Genomic DNA, 16033 nt, shown 5'->3' on the forward strand with positions numbered 1-16033 from the left:
CCGGCGCGCGGGGCCGCTGCCGCGATGCGCGGCAGCGGCCGGGACCGGGCGCCGGGTGAGGGATATTCCGGCACGCACCGGGACGGCGACGTATCGAATACGTCGGCGTCCGGCGGCCGGATGGATCAGATCAGGACAGTGCGCGGGGGCCCGCGGGTGCCGACGGCGCCGAGGACGAGGATCCGGGGTACGACCCGAGCCCGGTAGGTGCGGCGCAGGAGACGCGGTCCGGTGACGACCGGCGGCCGGATCAGGATCGGCAGCAACCGGGCGAGTGCCGCGGCGGCGCTGCGATAGGCGGCTTCCGCGCCGCGCACGATGAGGGCCGCGACACAGGCGACGAGGATATGGGCCGCGATCATGCCCGGCGTCAGCTGCAGATCACCGTGGTGCAGATGACCGGAGCCCCAGCCCAGGCAGATATGCCCGAGCAGCTGACCGGCGGCCAGTACCGCGGGGAGACCGGCGATACCGGTGCGCAGCGGGCGCAGCCCGGCGACCAGGGCGCCGAGTGCGGCGGATGCGGCGGCGAGCAGCATGATCGCCGTACTGTCCGGTACCGCGGCCGGGGCGGCCCAGCCGTGCGCGGCCACCGAGACGGTTCCCGAGATCAGGCCGGCCACCGCACCGCGGACGCGGGCGGCGTCGCGATGATCCGCCGCGGGGGCGGAGCCGAACCTGATACGCACGCGGTGATGATATCCGACCGGGACGACCGCTCAGAGCGGTATCGGACCAGGTCGTTCAGCGAAGGGAGGGCGCCGATGAACACCGGGCGGGGCGCCGGCGGACGATCGGGGTGTGTGCCCGCCGGGTCGATCGCCGCCGTGAAACGGGCCCGCTCTCAGCGCTCGGGTTCGAGCTCCATCAGCGGTTTGCGCAGGAGTTTGCCGGTGGCGTTGCGGGGGAGTTCGTCGAGGAACACCACCTCGCGGGGAACCTTGTACCGCGCCAGGTTCGCTTTGACGTAATCCTTGATCTCCTGTGGGTCGCGTGCCGAATCCGGGCCGGGCACCACCACGGCCCGCAGCCGTTTGCCGAACTCCCGGTCGTCGACCCCCACCACGGCCGCCTCCAGCACATCGGGGCGATCGGCGATGAGGTGCTCGACTTCCTGTGGGAAGACGTTCTCGCCGCCGGAGACGATCATGTCGTCGTCGCGGCCGTCGATGAACAACAGCCCGTCGGCGTCCAGATGGCCGACATCGCCGCTGGACATCATTCCGTCCACGCTCTCCTTGGTGCGGCCGTCGGTATAGCCCTTGAAGGCATGCGGATTGTCGATGAAGATCGTGCCGGTCACATTCGGTTCGGTGATCCTTTTGCGATTCTCGTCGTAGAGCGCGATCCGCACGCCGACGGGCGGGCGGCCGGCCGTGGTCGGGGACTTCCGCAACTCCTGCGGGGTCGCCACCGTGATCACCGCGCATTCCGTGGACCCGTAGAGGTTGTAGAGCACATCCCCGAAATACTGCCCGGTGCGCACCACCACGTCCGGCGGGATCGCCGACCCCGCCGCGAAGATGACCTTCAGTGAGGAGACGTCGTAGCGGTCCAATACCTCGCGCGGTTGATCCAGCAGACGCTGCAGCATAGTGGGTACCACGACCAGCGAATCCGCCCGGTAGCGGGCGATATTGGCCAGGGTGCCCTCGGGATCGAAACGGCGCTGCTGGAACACGACCCGGTTGCCCAGCGCCAGTCCCAGCGAGAACTGCGACAACCCGGTGCCGTGGAAAATGGGCGCGGCCATCACCATGGTGCCCTCCGCGGGCAGCGGCACCCGGTCGACGAACTGGGCGGACATGAACGGGCTGACCTTGTCGCGCGGGGCGCCCTTCGGGGTTCCGGTGGTGCCGCTGGTCAGGATGACCATCCCGCCGGGCTTCGCGGGCGCGGTCACGGGTGCGGTGGACTGTCCCGCGGACAGCGATTCGACCGTGGCGAGGTCCGGATCGGCATCGTCGGATTCGTCGACCCAGGTGAGGATTCGCGGGATCGCCGCGGGCACGGCGCTCATCAGATCGAAGAACTCGCTGTCGTGCAGCACCGCCTTGACCTGCTCGCGTTCGGTGACATCGGCGAATTGCGGTGTGGCGAAACCGGTGTTCATCAGCACCGCCCGCACGCCGAGCTTGCCGGCGGCCAGCATGCTCAGCACCATGCCGCGATGGTCGCGGGCCAGCACTGCCACCACATCGCCGCCGCGCAGCCCGCGCCCGGCCAGACCTCGCGCGAAGGCGTTGGACAGCCGGTCGAGATCGCGGTAGGTGAGTTCGCCTTTCTCGTCGACGACGGCGGCCAGGTCCGGCCGGGTCTGCGCCGCGTGCATGACGACTCCGGCGAACGGCCCGTACTTACCCGCGTTGATCATCGAGCGGGCGGCATGGTCGAGCCGCAGCGGATCGAAGAGGCCGCGTTTACGCATCACGTTCACGGCGAGCGCGAGATCGCCGGCTTTGCGAACGGGTCCGGGCAGCGACAATGTCATCGGTGACAACCTTCCGCGGCGAACCGCCTGGGCGGGCGGCCTACCTCCTCGAACTCCAGTGCTCGGCCAACCCTAGCAACGCCGCGGGCGACTACGGCCGCCATTGTCTCGGACAGCAATGAAACCGGGACCTCCACTGTGAGAGATCCCGGTTTCGACAGCCGAACCGTGCGTCAGACCTCGTATTCCACGAGCACCCGGCGCAGCAGTTTGCCGGTCGGGTTACGCGGCAGATCGTCGAGGAAGACCACTTCGCGCGGCACCTTGTAGCGGGCCAGGTTCTCCTTGACGTGGGTTTTGATCTCGTCCTCGGTGGGCTTGTGGCCGGGTTCGGGCACCACGAACGCGCGCAGACGTTTGCCGAACTCCACATCGTCGACGCCGACCACGGCCGCGTCGAAGATATCGTCACGCTCCAGCAGCAGGTTCTCCACTTCCTGCGGGAAGACGTTCTCGCCGCCGGAGACGATCATGTCGTCGTCGCGGCCGTCGACCATGAGCAGGCCGTCCTCGGTGAAATGCCCGACATCGCCGCTGGACATGTAGCCGTCGATGATCTGCTTGTGCCGGCCGTCGGTGTAGCCCTCGAAGGGGGCGCCGCTGCGTACGAAGATGCGGGCGGTGACGTTCTTCGCGGTCACCGGCTTGTCGTTGTCGTCGTACAGCCGCACATCACAGGTCAGCGGCGGGCGGCCGACGGTGCCGGGAGCCTTGGCCAGTTCGTGGGGCTGGGCCACGGTGGCGATGGCGACCTCGGTGGAACCGTAGAGGTTGTAGACGACGGGGCCGAACACCTCGGCGGCCCGGATACTCAGTTCCGGCGAGAGCGCCGAACCCGCCAGCACGATGCCCTTCAGCGAGGACGTGTCGTATTTCGCGCGGACCTCCGCGGGCAGTTCCACCATCCGGTGCAGCATGGTCGGCACCGCGACCAGCAGCGAGGCCTTGTGCTCGGAGACCATTTTCAGGGTGGCCTCGGCGTCGAAGCGGCGCCGCATGACGATCTTGTTGGTCAGACCGGTGCTCACCAGCCAGGTGCCCAGCCCGGTGCTGTGGAAGATCGGGGAGACGATGACGACGGTGCCGCGTTTGGGGAACGGCATCCGATCCAGGAACTGCGCGGTGGCGACCGGGCTGGCCTTCTCACGCGGGGCACCCTTGGGCAGGCCGGTGGTGCCGCTGGTGAGGATGATGAATCCGCCCGGTTTGCTGGGGACGGGCAGCGCGTCGAGACCGTTCTCGGCGATCAGATCGTCGAGGGTTTTCGCGCCGTCGGGCAGCTCGGCCCCCTCGTCGACCCAGGTGAGGAAGCGCGGCAGCTCCGCGGGCAGCGCGTCGAGCAGGCCCAGGAACTCGCTGTCGTGCAGGACGGCCGCGACCTTCTCCCGTTCGCAGACCTCGGCGAACTGCGGTTTGGCGAAGCCGGTGTTCATCAGCGCGATCTTCACACCGAGTTTCCCGGCGGCGGCCATGGAGAGGATCAGGCCGCGGTGGTCGCGGGCGAGGATGCCGATCACGGTGCCCTCGGTGATCCCGGCCTTGCGCAGCCCGTTCGCGATCTTGGTGGACTGGTCGTCCAGTTCGCGATAGGTCAGCTCGCCGCGTTCGTCGACCAGTCCGGGCGCCTCGGGGGCGATCCGGGCGGAATGCATGATCAGGGTGGCCTGCGGGATATAGGTTTTGGAATCCTTCAGCGTCCGCAGGGTTTCCCGCGGATTCTTCAGATCGATGAAGCCGCTGGACTGCAGCAGCCCGTATGCCTTGACGACTTCCAGCGTATGCGCCAGGTTCACCCTCGAACACCTCCACAGACTCTCGCGTCGGCACTCGACCTAGCGATTCCGAACGGCATATCGGGGCTCACCGTAGCAGTGAAAGTGCGTCCGCTCACAACGTACGCTCCGGACAAAAAAGACATCGTGGAAACGGTGGGTTCCGGTCCGGCCGGGGATGCGTGTCGAATACTCGACGCGCATCCCCGCTCTGACCAGTGCTGTCCGCTCAGTTGTAGATGGCTCCCAGCGACGGGATGGTGATATCTCCGCGCTGATAGGCGAATCCGTCCGGATTCTGCGGGCTCACCGGGACCGGCCACCGATGCCACAGGTTGCCGTACACTGCGGCCACCACCATGCCCGGACCGGGGTCGATCACCCGGGTGCGGATGGTGGTGTCGGCGATGACATCCATATGCTCGGTGAACTGTTCGGTCCCGCTGCGTCCGTTGGACAGGTTCAGCCACACCACGTCCAGCCGCGCGCCGGTCTGGTTGGGGGCGATCGTGCCCGGTCCCCCGAAAAAGGCGAACCGGAAGCCGTCGACGCTCAGCGCCAGCCCGTTACCGTAGAGCCCCGGCCCGCCGCCGCGGCCGATGGTGGATTCGGCCGGAACCTGGAACGGCTGCGCCGGCAGCGCCGCCTCCCGCGTGGCGGTTTCGACCCGGGGGTCGTCCAGCAGCAGATCCACGGCCCGCTCGGCGTCGAGATTGCCGATAGCGGCCTGCCGCAGCTGCTGAACCGCCGCGGGCCAGTCGACCCGGGCGGGTTCGGAGGCGGCGTGCCCGGTGAGCAGTACGGTGGCCGCGGCCGTCGCGGCGAATGTGGTGAGGAGCCGACGGGCCAAGCCCTGTGTACGCATAAACCAGTCTCCTTGCCGATACGGTGCTTCGGGATGCAGCTCGGTGAACGGTGAGTGCGGTGGAGCCGGTGGAACATCCGCCGGCGCAGCTGCTGCCGGGCGGTGGCGGGGGCTGCCGGTCGTACATCGGAACAGCCCGATCGAACACAGAGTGTCACTCGGACCGGGCGGTGTCCAGAACCGCCGCCCGCGCGGCGGTAGTCGGTCCATCACCGCGGCTCTGGATCGGTCGTAGGCGAACACGCGTTCCAGGGGCGTGGAGGCTCAGCAGATCAGGGACAACGATCCGCGGGTAGTACGACCTCGCCGTGTTCCAGGTAGAGCGTGATTCCCTCGGCGTCGGCGCGGTAGGCGTGACGCAGGCGGCGGGCCAGCCGCGGCACGAGGTAGTCGTCCACGCGGCCGATCGGCACCCACTCCCAGCGGTCCAATTCCACGCCGTCCACGCGGATCTGCGCCGCGCCGGAGCCCAATATGCCGCAGGAGAAGATATGCAGCAGTTTGTCGCCTTCGTCCGGGTGCGGCGCCCAGTCGCATACGAGCAGCCGCACCGGCGGCCGATCCAGGCCCAGTTCCTCGCGGATCTCACGCCGGCACGCCTGGGCCGGGGACTCTTCCCGGTCCACGTAACCGCCGGGGATATCCCAGCGGTCGCCGTAGGTCTTGCGGACCAGCAGCACCCGCGCGCCGTCGGCGAACAACGCTCCGGCCGCCATGCGGGGTGTCGCGAAGTCCGAGGCGGGATCGGTCATTGCGCAACCATACGGAAGCGGTCCGGCGCACTCGGCACCTTCGCGGTCACTCAGTCGAGGCAGAACTCGTTGCCCTCGATGTCCTGCATCACGAGGCACGACTCGTTGTAGCCGTCGGCACGCAGGAGTCGCACCCGTACCGCGCCGAGCGCGACCAGACGGGCACATTCGGCCTCGAGCGCGGCCACGCGCTCTTCACCCACCAGCCCGGTGCCGACCCGCACATCGAGATGCAGCCGGTTCTTCACCACTTTGGCTTCGGGAACGCGCTGGAAGTACAGGCGCGGGCCCACACCCGCGGGATCGACGCAGGCCGAACCCTGATGTTCGTACCCCAGTACCTCGGCCCAGAAACGGGCGGCCCGCTCGGGTTCTGCGCAGTCGAAGGTCACCTGGATCTGTCTGACTCCCATGCGCTCACTCAACACGCCTCCATCCACGTCCTCAACGGCTTTTGGCCCTGCTGCGTGGTGGGCTACCGGAATTCCTGCACCACTTCGATGCGTCCCACTATGTGGCGGTTGAACTCTTCGAGTTCCTCGGCGGGCACCCACAGTTCGAGGATCGTCTGCCCGCCTGCCTGGCGGATGGGATACCTGGCGGCGAAGTCGGCATCGATCTCGAACCGGGTCACGTAGCCGACGCCCGATGCCGCGACATTCCAGTCTCGTGCGATACGTATGGCGTAGTCCTCGTTCAACACCGGATAGAAGATCGGCTGGTCGGGCAGCCGCGGCGGCCACGCCTTCCATTCCGACGCCTCGACCAGCGCCAACTCCTCCGGCCCCGTGGGCCGCCAGAGGGTCAGTGTCGCGCGTTCATCCATCGCCATTCCTCGGTCGCTCGGTCCGGCGAATCATGCCTCTCCGGCCCTCGGACAGCCAGCCCTTATTCGCGGCGGAAGTGTCTACTGAACTCTCCAGGGCAAACGGCTTGCCTCAACAGAGCCAAAACGTCAACCATCCCCGTCACACGAAACCGGTGTGATCCCCTCGGCCGAACCAGCGGACCGGGTTGGGTAGCCGGCTTCGCGCGAAAGTCATCCTTCCGTCCCCACCAGTCGTTGATCTCAAAGTGGATCTTGGGATTGCCCCAGTACTTCACGTCCCCCTCGGCTGGGCATAACGAGAGTGGCCATTATCTCCTGGCACCGGTGAAACATCGACTTCCGATGAGCCGATTCGACCACAGTGGACTCCAATCACGCAGATAGCTACCCGATGTACGCTGATCAAGCACCTGCCATAGCTTTGCTCATCGGAGTTCTCGTGCTCACCACCCTCGTGGTGGTGACACTTCGGTGGCGCGGCAAGTCCTGGCTCGTGGTGCTGCTCGGTGGTGCGGCCGCGGCGGTTATCGGCTACGTCGTGGGCCTGGAGGCGATCTTTCTGATGTGGTGAAGACCGTTGGCCGAAGAGGTCGATCGTCCGCGCGGTCAAGGGTGGCGAATGCCATCAGCGAAGCTGACGCCCCTGGGCGCCCTGGACTGTGGAGGGGCGCGGGAACACAATGCAGGCCACCAGTCAGCAGGGCCACGCGGCTGGAGGTTGCGCACATACACGCCGATGACGGCCTACAGGCGGCCTGAGAGCTGATGAAGGCGACGAACGCTCCCCGTCGAATGCACGAAACCGGTGTGGTCCCCTCTGCGGATCACACCGGTTTCTGCTGTCCGACCTGGCTACTTCAGTTCGGCGCTGGTCTTGTTCAGGACCCGGCGGGCGACGATGAGCTGCTGGATCTGCTGGGTGCCCTCGAAGATGTCGAGGATCTTGGAGTCGCGGCCCCACTTCTCCAGCAGCAGCCGCTGCGAGTAGCCGATCGCGCCGGCCAGCTCCACCGACTTCAATGTGACATCGGTGCCGGTGCGGCCCGCTTTGGCCTTGGACATCGAGGCCTCGAGCGAGTTCGGTTTCTTGTTGTCGGCCATCCACGCCGCCCGCAGGGCCAGCAGATAGGCGGACTCGTAGTCGGCCTCCATCCGCAGGAATTCGGCCGCCGCGGCGTGCTGGCTGTTGGCCGGGGTGTCGTAGGAGATCTCGATACCCGCGTCGGTGAGGATGGTGCGCAGTTCCTCGAGCGCCGCGCGGGTTACGCCGATGGCCATGGCGGCGACCATGGGACGGGTGTTGTCGAAGGTCTGCATGACCCCGGCGAAACCCTTCTCCACGTTCACTTCCGGGTTGCCGAGGATATTGTCCTTCGGGATCCGGCAGTCCTGCAGCAGCAGTACGGCGGTATCGGAGGCCTTGATACCGAGCTTGTGCTCGAGTCGGGCCACCGACAGGCCCGGTGCGTCGCGCGGGACCACGAACGATTTGATGGCGGCGCGGCCGAGGCTGCGGTCCACCGACGCCCACACCACGATATGGGTGGAGCGCTCACCGGCGGTGACGAAGATCTTCTCGCCGTTGAGCACCCATTCGTCGCCGTCGAGTACGGCGGTGGTGGTGACGGCGGCGGAATCGGAGCCGAAGCTCGGCTCGGTGATGGCCATCGAGGCCCAGACCTTGCCGAACCGTTCCAGCTGCTCATCGGTGGCGACCGCGGCGATCGCGGCATTGCCCAGGCCCTGGTACGGGATCGAGAGCATCAGCCCGACGTCGCCCCAGGAGGTTTCCAGGGCGTTGAGCAGCGCCGACATATTGCCGCCGTTGGCGTTGAGGAGCACGGCGGTGCTGGGCGCCTCGTCGTCGGAACGGCCACCGCTGGCGCCGCTGATCTTCTGTGTGCCGGAATCGCTGAGCCCGTCGACCATGGCGGCCATGGTGTCGAGCTCCACGGGATACTCGTGCTCGGCCAGATCGTATTTGCGGGAGATGGGCCGGAAGATCTGCGCGGCCACCTGATGCGCCTGATTGGCGCTGGCCCGCAGCTTCTTGGGAAGTTCGAGATTGATCATGGAAAGTCTCCTGATAAGGACTTCATCGCTCTGTGGTGACTACCCGCGCCGCCGGAGGCGGCGCCGACTACACGAGCACAATGCCTTCGGCGATGGCGATACCGCGCAGGTCGCGGTACCAGCGTTCGACCGGGTGTTCCTTGGTGAAACCGTGTCCGCCGAGCAGCTGCACGCCGTCCAATCCGAACTTCATGCCCTTGTCGGTGGCGAGTTTCTTGGCCAGCGCCGCCTCCCGGGCGAAGGTCAGGCCCTGTTCGGCGCGGGCGGCCCCACGCAGGGTCACCAGGCGCAGGCCGTCCAGTTCGATCGCGATATCGGCGACCATGAAGGCCACGGCCTGACGGTGGCTGATCGGTTCGCCGAACGCCTCCCGCTCGTTGACGTAGGGGATCACGTAGTCGAGTACGGCCTGCCCGGTGCCGGTGGCCAGCGCGGCCCAGCCCAGGCGCGCCAGCTGCACGGCGTCGCGGTAGTCGGCGGCATGCTGTTTGGCGTCGCCTTCGCCGAGGATCGCGTCGATACCGACGGCGACGTTGTCCAGGACCAGCCGGCCCAGGCCCGCGGCCCGCAGGCCCATGCTCGGATCGGCTTCCACCGACAGGCCCTTGGCATCGGATTCGACCACGAACAGCGCCGGGCGACCGTCGAGTTCGGCGCCGACGATGAAGATCTCGGCATCGGCGGCGGCCGGGACCAGGCTCTTCACGCCGTTGAGCCGATAGCCGCTGGGGGAGCGCACCGCCTTGGTCTGGAGACTGAAGGGGTCGAACAGCGCGCGCGGTTCGCTGATCACCACGGACGCCTGGGGGACGTTCTCGCCGGTGAAGGCGGGCAGGTAGGTCTGCTGCTGGGCGTCGGTGCCCCACTGAGAGAGGGCGACGGCGACACCGCTGGGCGCCAGCAGCGGCAGGGCCAGACCCATATCGCCGTGCGCGAGTGCCTCGGCCACCAACGCGTTGGTGACGGCGCCGCGTTCGGTCGCCGCGCCCTCGAGCTCCTCGGGGACGTTGATGAGGGTGATGCCCAGTTCCGCGGCGCGGCCCAGCAGATCCTTCGGGGCCGCGGCGGCCTCGTCGGCGTCGTGCGCGGCCGGGCGCAGGATTTCGGCGGCGAACTCGCGCACCGTCTCGACGATCATCTGCTGTTCGTCGGTGGGGGTGAGGTCGAAGTAGTCCTTGGTCTTCGACTCGTTGTCGGGCAGCCGTTTGGGGGTGCCGCCGCCGGCGACCTTGTTGAACGCCCGGGTGGCCGCGCCGAGGGTCCGGAAGCCCGTCTTGGTGCTTTCGTAGGTGACCCGGTCGATCTGTTTGCGCAGGTTGTACTTCTCGGCGAGCTCCGAGCCGGTGATCGTCGACATGACCCGCATGGCGGCGCCCATCCAGTCCCGTTTGGGTTGGTGCAGGCCCACCCCGTTCTCCTGGCGGACTCCCGTATCAGGACGCCGCTTGGTAGCGCTGTCTCGAATGCTCATCGTCACCTGTTTCCTCGCGCGGGGTGAAGGTCTGTCCCCAGCTATCTTACTGCGGAGTAAGGCTATCTTACTGCGGAGTAAGAACGGCGTCGAGGGCGTCTCCCGTCCTGGTGAGCGGACACACCGCGGGCGGCGTGGGGGGACGAGAACGCGACCGCCCGCCCCCGGACGGTGCCGTGAGCGGGCGGGCGTCGGTTGCCGTGGCGACCGTGCGGGTTCGTTACTCCCGCACGTACCAGCGCAAAGTCGCGTAGGCGGTGAGACCGGCGAACACCACGCCCACCGGCACCACCGTGAGCGCGGTGGTGAAGATGTCGTCGAAGGTGACCGCCGGGAAGACATTGCTCGCGAACAGATCGCCCAGGGCCCGGTCGATCACCAGCGGCCGGGCGGCGAACAGGCCCACCGTCGCCACCAGCCCGCCGGCCAGCGCGGCGACCACGGCCTCCAGCAGGAACGGCAGCTGGGTGTACCAGCGGGTCGCGCCGACCAGGCGCATGATGCTCACCTCGGTGCGGCGGGTGAACGCCGCGATCTGCACCATGTTCGCGATCAGCAACAGGGCCGCCACGGCCTGGAGCAGGGCCATACCGAACGCCGCGTTGCGCAATCCGTCGAACAGGCTGACCAGCCGGTCGACGGTGTCCTTGTCGTTGCGCACCATGCCGACGCCCGGACGTTCGTAGAACTGCTCGTAGATGCCCGGATACAGCGAGGCGTCGCCCATCTTCACGCGCAGGGAGGCGGGCAGCGGGGTTTCGCTCACATATTCGGCCAGCTCCGGCTGGTCCTTGAAGGTCTGCTCCTTGGCCTCGCGGATGGCCGCGTCGCGGTTGAGGTACTGCACGCTCTCCACGCCGTCGACCGAGCGCAGATCCGCCATCAGCGTATGGCAGGTCTCGCCGGCGCAGTCGGGGTCCGTCGCGGAGATGTCCTCGGTGAGATAGAGGCGGACCTCGAGCCGATCCAGGAAGTACTGTTCGGTCTTGTCGGCGATCTGGATGGCGAGGATGCCGCCGCCGAGCATGGTCAGTGACACCGCGGTCGTCAGAATCATCGCGATCGTCATGGTGACGTTGCGGCGTAGGCCCTCGGAGACCTCGCCCAGCAGGAATCCCGCGCGCATTACCGGCCCACCTCGTAGCCGCCGGTCGCCTGATCGCGGACCAGCCGGCCCTCGTACAGCTCGACCACCCGCCGTCGCATCCCGTCCACGATCAGTGGATCGTGGGTGGCCATGAGCACCGTGGTGCCCATCCGGTTGATGTGCTCGAGCAACAGCATGATCTCGTAACTCGTCTCGGGGTCGAGGTTGCCGGTGGGTTCGTCGGCCAGCAGGACCAGCGGCCGGTTCACGAACGCCCGGGCGATGGCCACCCGCTGCTGTTCGCCGCCGGACAGTTCGCTGGGCAGCCGGTCGGCCTTACCGCTGAGCCCGACCAGTTCCAGCACCTCCGGCACGGTCCGATCGATGAACTGCCGGCGTTTACCGATTACTTCCAGCGCGAACGCGACATTCTGGGCGACGGTGCGCTGCTGCAGCAACCGGAAATCCTGGAAAACGCAGCCGATCCGCTGCCGCAATTTCGGCACCCTGCGCCCCGGCAGCCGGTCCACCCGGAAATCCGCGACCGAGATCTCCCCGGTGGTCGGGATCTCCTCTTTGAGCAGCAATCGCATGAAGGTCGATTTCCCGGAACCGGACGGACCGATGAGGAAGACGAACTCACCCTTGTCGACGTGCACGGTGACGTGTTCCAGTGCTGGTCGCGTCGAGGTCGGATACGACTTGCTGACGTCGCGCAGGGTGATCACGAGGAGTCAGTGTAACCATTCGATAACGAAGGCGCCGCGCGACCGCTTCCCAGGGCTCAGGGGGCCGGTGGAACGAGCGCGGGAACCTGGTGGACGGCCGGCGCGGCGGGTGCGGGTGTCGTCTTCACCGGGGTGATGTCGTCGGGTTTGACGAACAGATAGAGCACGAAGGTCACGACCCAGCCGGCGGCCAGCATCAGTGTCGATCTACGTGCGGGCATTGAGACCTTCTCGGCGCATAGCCGCCGCAACCCGGACCCGAAGTTCACGTCCCACCTCGAACTGTTTGCCCGGAAGTGTCCGGGCGACCATACGGATGTTCATCTGATCGACGGTCAGATCCTCCACGCCCATCACCGTCGGCTCGTCGAGCAGCAACGGCTCGAGCCGGGGATCGCGATAGGCCTGACCGCCCACCTCGTGCAGAACCTCGTTGATCCGCAGAATATCGGCGCTGGCCGCGACCGGCACATCGATCGCGGCCCGGGCCCAATCCTTGGACAGGTTGGTGACCTTCACGATCTGACCGTTCGGGACCGTGATCACCTCGCCGTCGGAGTTGCGCAGTTTGGTGACCCGCAGCGTGACGTCCTCGACCGTACCCTCGGCCGGGTCGGCGACACCGGTCACCGCGATCCGCACCACATCGCCGAACCCGTACTGGCGTTCGGTGATCAGGAAGAATCCGGCCAGAATGTCCTGGACGATGCGCTGCGCCCCGAAACCGAGCGCGGCGCCGAGCACCGCGGCGGGCGCCACCAGCCCCGACATCGAGAAACCGAGCCGCTGCAGCACCTCCATGGCCACCAGCACATAGCCCACGGTCAGTACGACCCAGGTCAAGACCTGGGCGAGGGCGTGCCGGTGTTTGGCCTCCTCGGACCGCACCAGTGCGTCGCCGCCGCGGAATCCGGAATCGATGCGCTGGGTGATCCGGTCGCGGAGATAGGTGGCGAAGCGCGCGAAGAGCATGGCGCCCAGCACCAGCAGCACGATTTCCAGTCCGGACGACCGTAGCCAGGACGTGACGTCCGACGACAACGCGGGCAGCGCCACGGTCAGTGTCCGGGTCCCCTCCGAATACATGGGACAACCTGCTCTTCCACTCGCGCCGGATGGCCTGCTGCGCCCCGGATCCCGGGAGCCGCTAGCTCTCCTGCAGAACTGTACTCATCCGCCAGCGGATTCCGGATTCGATGAAACCGTCGATATCGCCGTCGAGCACTGCGGACGGGTTGTTGACCTCGTGGTTGGTGCGCAGGTCCTTGACCATCTGGTACGGGTGCAGCACATACGAGCGCATCTGGTTGCCCCAGGAGGCGCCCTCGTTGGTCTTGAGGGCGTCCATCTGGGCGCGCTCTTCCTGACGTTTACGCTCGAGCAGTTTGGCCTGCAGCACCCGCATGGCCGACACCTTGTTCTGCAGCTGCGATTTCTCGTTCTGACAGGTCACCACGATGCCGGTCGGGATATGGGTGATCCGCACCGCCGAGTCGGTGGTGTTGACGCTCTGGCCGCCCGGGCCGGAGGACCGGTAGACATCGACCCGGATATCGGTTTCCGGGACGTCGATATGGTCGGTGGTCTCCACCACCGGCAGCACTTCGACCTCGGCGAAAGAGGTCTGGCGACGGCCCTGGTTGTCGAACGGGCTGATCCGCACCAGCCGGTGCGTCCCCATCTCCACCGAGAGAGTGCCGTAGGCGTAGGGCGTCTTCACCGCGAAGGTGGCGCTCTTGATCCCGGCTTCCTCGGCGTAGGAGGTGTCGTAGACCTCGACCGAGTACTTGTGCCGGTCCGCCCAGCGGATGTACATGCGCATGAGCATTTCGGCCCAGTCGGCGGCGTCCACCCCGCCCGCGCCGGACCGGATGTTCACCAGGGCGTCACGCTTGTCGTATTCACCCGACAGCAGGGTGCGGACCTCGAGGGCTTCCACGTCGGTGTGCAGGGCCGCGCGTTCGGCGTCGGCGTCGGCCAGCGCGCTGGTCATCGCCTCGCCCTCTTCCTCCTCGGCCAGCTCGTAGAGCACCGGCAGATCCTCGAGACGCTGCCGTAACTCCTCGACGCGGCGCAGTTCACCCTGGGCGTGCGAGAGTTCGCTGGTGACCCGCTGGGCGTGATCCTGGTCGTTCCAGAGCTCGGGGTCGGCGGCCTGGTGCTCCAGCTCGTCTATGCGACGGCGTAGTTCCTCGATATCGAGGACCGATTCGACGGTCTTGAGGGTCGCGTCGAGTTCGGCGAGGTCGGCGGTTACGTCTGGATGCACGGTTTTCAAGGCTACTCGGAGCGTCCGGCGCGGTGAAACGGTATGTCCGGTACCGCGCGCGGCGGTAGCCGCGGGCGGGGGCCCGGCTCAGCTCGGGACGGCGCGCAGGTTGCCGGGCCGGTGGCCGGCCAGCCGGCCCAGCGCATCGGCGGTCGCCGGATCCGCGGGCAGGTGGACGATCAGCTGCTGATCGTCGTCGGCGAACAGATCGAGGGTCTCGTAGGCCAGCCGCAGGGTTCCGGCCGCCGGATGCGCCATCCGGGTCACGCCGGTGGCCGCGGGCAGGTTGGGCACGGTGGCGACGCGGTCGGTGAACGCGGCGCCCGCGGTGATGGTGAGCTGGTCGGCCAGGGCCGCGATCTCCGGGTCGGCGCGGAAGGGACCCTGTTTGAGGGTGGCCACCAGCTGGTCGGCCAGCTGATCCCAGTCCGGGTACACCTCGCGGGCCCGCGGATCGGTGAAGGCGAAATGGGCGAGGTTGGCGAAATGGTCCCCGTCCAGCGCGCCGGTCGGTTCCATCAGCCGCCGGTAACCGTCGGTGCAGGCCAAGACCTCGGTGAGCCGGTTGACCACGACCGCCGCCGCGGGTTCGAGCTGATCGAGCAGAGCCCGGATCGTCGGCCGGATCTCGCGGCCGGGCCGGGCCCGGCCCATACAGTTGAAGCCGGTATCGGCCTTGGTCAGGCGGTACAGGTGGACCCGTTCCGCCGAGGTGAGCGCCAGCGCGTCGGCCAGCGCGGCGAGGACCTGGGGTGAGGGATTGCGATCGCGGCCCTGTTCGAGACGAGTGATGTATTCGACGCTCACCCCCGCCAGCGTGGCCAGCTCCGAGCGGCGCAGCCCGGGCGCCCGGCGGCGGGCGGTGGTGGGCAATCCCACCTGGGCCGGCGTCACCGCGTCGCGCCTGCTGCGCAGGAACAGTCCCATCTCGTTCTCGCTCACCGTCCCACGGTACGGCGCGGCGCCCGGTCCAGGGTGGCCGTGGCAGTACCACTCTCGGCACGGTCTTCCCGCGGCCCGCCCGCCCCGGCAGATTCGAGAGGAAGCGGCGGCCGCGGGGCCGCCCGGCGAAGGAGAGCACAGTATGTCCAGCACCCCACTGCGTCTCGCGGTGATCATCGGCAGTGTCCGCGAAGGCCGCTTCGGGCCGGTTGTCGCGTCGTGGATCACCGCGCAGGCCGCGCGCCACGATCGGTTCGAGATCGACGTGATCGACCTGGCCGAAGCCGAGATCCCCCTGGCACTGCCCGCGGTTCCGCCGGCGCTGGAACCGGATCCGCCGCGTCCCGCCGGGATGCTCGATCTGACCGAACGGCTCGCGGCCGCCGACGCGTTCATCGTCGTGACCCCCGACTACAACCGCAGTTTCCCGGCTGCACTGAAGGCCGTCATCGACTGGCATTTCACCCAGTGGCAGGGCAAGGCCGTCGCGTTCGTCGGATACAGCGGGGCCAGCGGTGGTCTGCTGGCCATCGAACAGCTGCGCCAGGTGTTCAACGAACTCGACGCGCACACGGTGCGCGAATATGTGTCGTTCCCCCGCTACTACCTGCTGTTCGGGGAGGACGGGCAGCTGCTCGCACCCGAGGAGCCCGCGGCCGCGGCCCAGGTGATGCTGGACCGGTTGCACTGGTGGGCGGAGGCGCTGGTCGCCGCGCGTGCGCTCGCGGCCTGAGTGGGGGCGTGCCCGCCGCGT

At 67.6% G+C, this 16033-nt stretch carries 17 protein-coding genes; 2 read left to right on the forward strand and 15 right to left on the reverse strand.

Going from position 1 to position 16033, the window contains the following annotated elements; genetic code table 11:
- Positions 1-125: 125 nt before the first annotated feature.
- The 7 genes from AB0F41_RS21345 to AB0F41_RS21375 all read right to left on the reverse strand — a co-directional run bounded on the left by AB0F41_RS21345 (position 126) and on the right by AB0F41_RS21375 (position 6706).
- Positions 126-689: a hypothetical protein gene (locus AB0F41_RS21345; protein ID WP_357426364.1), complete on the reverse strand. Its 564-nt coding sequence runs from the start codon at positions 687-689 to the stop codon at positions 126-128.
- Between the two features lie 155 nt (positions 690-844).
- Positions 845-2491 carry an acyl-CoA synthetase gene (locus AB0F41_RS21350; RefSeq protein WP_357426366.1) on the reverse strand — a complete coding sequence of 549 codons (1647 nt, stop codon included), beginning with the start codon at positions 2489-2491 and terminating at the stop codon, positions 845-847.
- A 173-nt stretch (positions 2492-2664) separates the two neighbouring features.
- On the reverse strand, positions 2665-4284 hold the full coding sequence (locus AB0F41_RS21355; RefSeq protein WP_357426368.1) for an acyl-CoA synthetase: 1620 nt from the start codon (positions 4282-4284) through the stop codon (positions 2665-2667).
- 208 nt (positions 4285-4492) lie between these two features.
- Complete coding sequence (locus AB0F41_RS21360) at positions 4493-5128, reverse strand: hypothetical protein (protein WP_357426370.1); 636 nt, start codon at positions 5126-5128, stop codon at positions 4493-4495.
- Between the two features lie 272 nt (positions 5129-5400).
- Positions 5401-5880 carry an NUDIX hydrolase gene (locus AB0F41_RS21365; protein ID WP_357426372.1) on the reverse strand — a complete coding sequence of 160 codons (480 nt, stop codon included), beginning with the start codon at positions 5878-5880 and terminating at the stop codon, positions 5401-5403.
- 50 nt (positions 5881-5930) lie between these two features.
- A complete protein-coding gene (locus AB0F41_RS21370) occupies positions 5931-6293 on the reverse strand; it encodes a VOC family protein (protein WP_357426374.1) in 363 nt (120 codons plus the stop codon).
- 62 nt (positions 6294-6355) lie between these two features.
- Complete coding sequence (locus AB0F41_RS21375) at positions 6356-6706, reverse strand: ADP-ribosylation/crystallin J1 (protein WP_357426376.1); 351 nt, start codon at positions 6704-6706, stop codon at positions 6356-6358.
- Positions 6707-7148: 442 nt separating this feature from the next.
- Here AB0F41_RS21375 and AB0F41_RS21380 point away from each other — a divergent pair, with 442 nt between their 5' ends.
- Positions 7149-7280: a hypothetical protein gene (locus tag AB0F41_RS21380; protein WP_357426378.1), complete on the forward strand. Its 132-nt coding sequence runs from the start codon at positions 7149-7151 to the stop codon at positions 7278-7280.
- 281 nt (positions 7281-7561) lie between these two features.
- On the opposite strand, the gene AB0F41_RS21385 is transcribed toward AB0F41_RS21380, so the two are convergent.
- The 8 genes from AB0F41_RS21385 to AB0F41_RS21420 all read right to left on the reverse strand — a co-directional run bounded on the left by AB0F41_RS21385 (position 7562) and on the right by AB0F41_RS21420 (position 15279).
- Positions 7562-8782, reverse strand: a complete 1221-nt coding sequence (locus tag AB0F41_RS21385; RefSeq protein ID WP_357426380.1) for an acyl-CoA dehydrogenase family protein — start codon at positions 8780-8782, stop codon at positions 7562-7564.
- Between the two features lie 67 nt (positions 8783-8849).
- On the reverse strand, positions 8850-10253 hold the full coding sequence (locus tag AB0F41_RS21390) for an acyl-CoA dehydrogenase family protein (RefSeq protein WP_357426382.1): 1404 nt from the start codon (positions 10251-10253) through the stop codon (positions 8850-8852).
- A 220-nt stretch (positions 10254-10473) separates the two neighbouring features.
- Entirely contained in the window at positions 10474-11379 is a 906-nt protein-coding gene (gene ftsX, locus AB0F41_RS21395) for a permease-like cell division protein FtsX (protein ID WP_357426384.1), read from the reverse strand.
- Entirely contained in the window at positions 11379-12068 is a 690-nt protein-coding gene (gene ftsE, locus AB0F41_RS21400) for a cell division ATP-binding protein FtsE (RefSeq protein WP_357426386.1), read from the reverse strand. The genes ftsX and ftsE overlap by 1 nt, the downstream gene beginning before the upstream one ends.
- Positions 12069-12124: 56 nt before the next feature.
- A complete protein-coding gene (locus tag AB0F41_RS21405; protein WP_357426388.1) occupies positions 12125-12289 on the reverse strand; it encodes a hypothetical protein in 165 nt (54 codons plus the stop codon).
- On the reverse strand, positions 12276-13154 hold the full coding sequence (locus tag AB0F41_RS21410) for a mechanosensitive ion channel family protein (RefSeq protein WP_357426390.1): 879 nt from the start codon (positions 13152-13154) through the stop codon (positions 12276-12278). The genes AB0F41_RS21405 and AB0F41_RS21410 overlap by 14 nt, the downstream gene beginning before the upstream one ends.
- A gap of 61 nt (positions 13155-13215) precedes the next feature.
- The gene (gene prfB / locus AB0F41_RS21415; protein WP_357426392.1) at positions 13216-14337 is read right to left on the reverse strand and encodes a peptide chain release factor 2; all 1122 of its coding nucleotides are present in this window, start codon (positions 14335-14337) and stop codon (positions 13216-13218) included.
- Positions 14338-14424: 87 nt separating this feature from the next.
- Positions 14425-15279 carry a helix-turn-helix domain-containing protein gene (locus tag AB0F41_RS21420; RefSeq protein WP_357426394.1) on the reverse strand — a complete coding sequence of 285 codons (855 nt, stop codon included), beginning with the start codon at positions 15277-15279 and terminating at the stop codon, positions 14425-14427.
- Between the two features lie 142 nt (positions 15280-15421).
- Between AB0F41_RS21420 and AB0F41_RS21425 the strand changes: the two genes are divergently transcribed.
- Positions 15422-16012, forward strand: coding sequence for an NAD(P)H-dependent oxidoreductase (locus AB0F41_RS21425; protein WP_357426395.1), 591 nt, complete (start codon positions 15422-15424; stop codon positions 16010-16012).
- The last annotated feature ends 21 nt before the right edge of the window (positions 16013-16033 follow it).

Origin of the sequence: Nocardia sp. NPDC024068, from assembly GCF_040638875.1 — a bacterium.
Taxonomy (GTDB): domain Bacteria; phylum Actinomycetota; class Actinomycetes; order Mycobacteriales; family Mycobacteriaceae; genus Nocardia.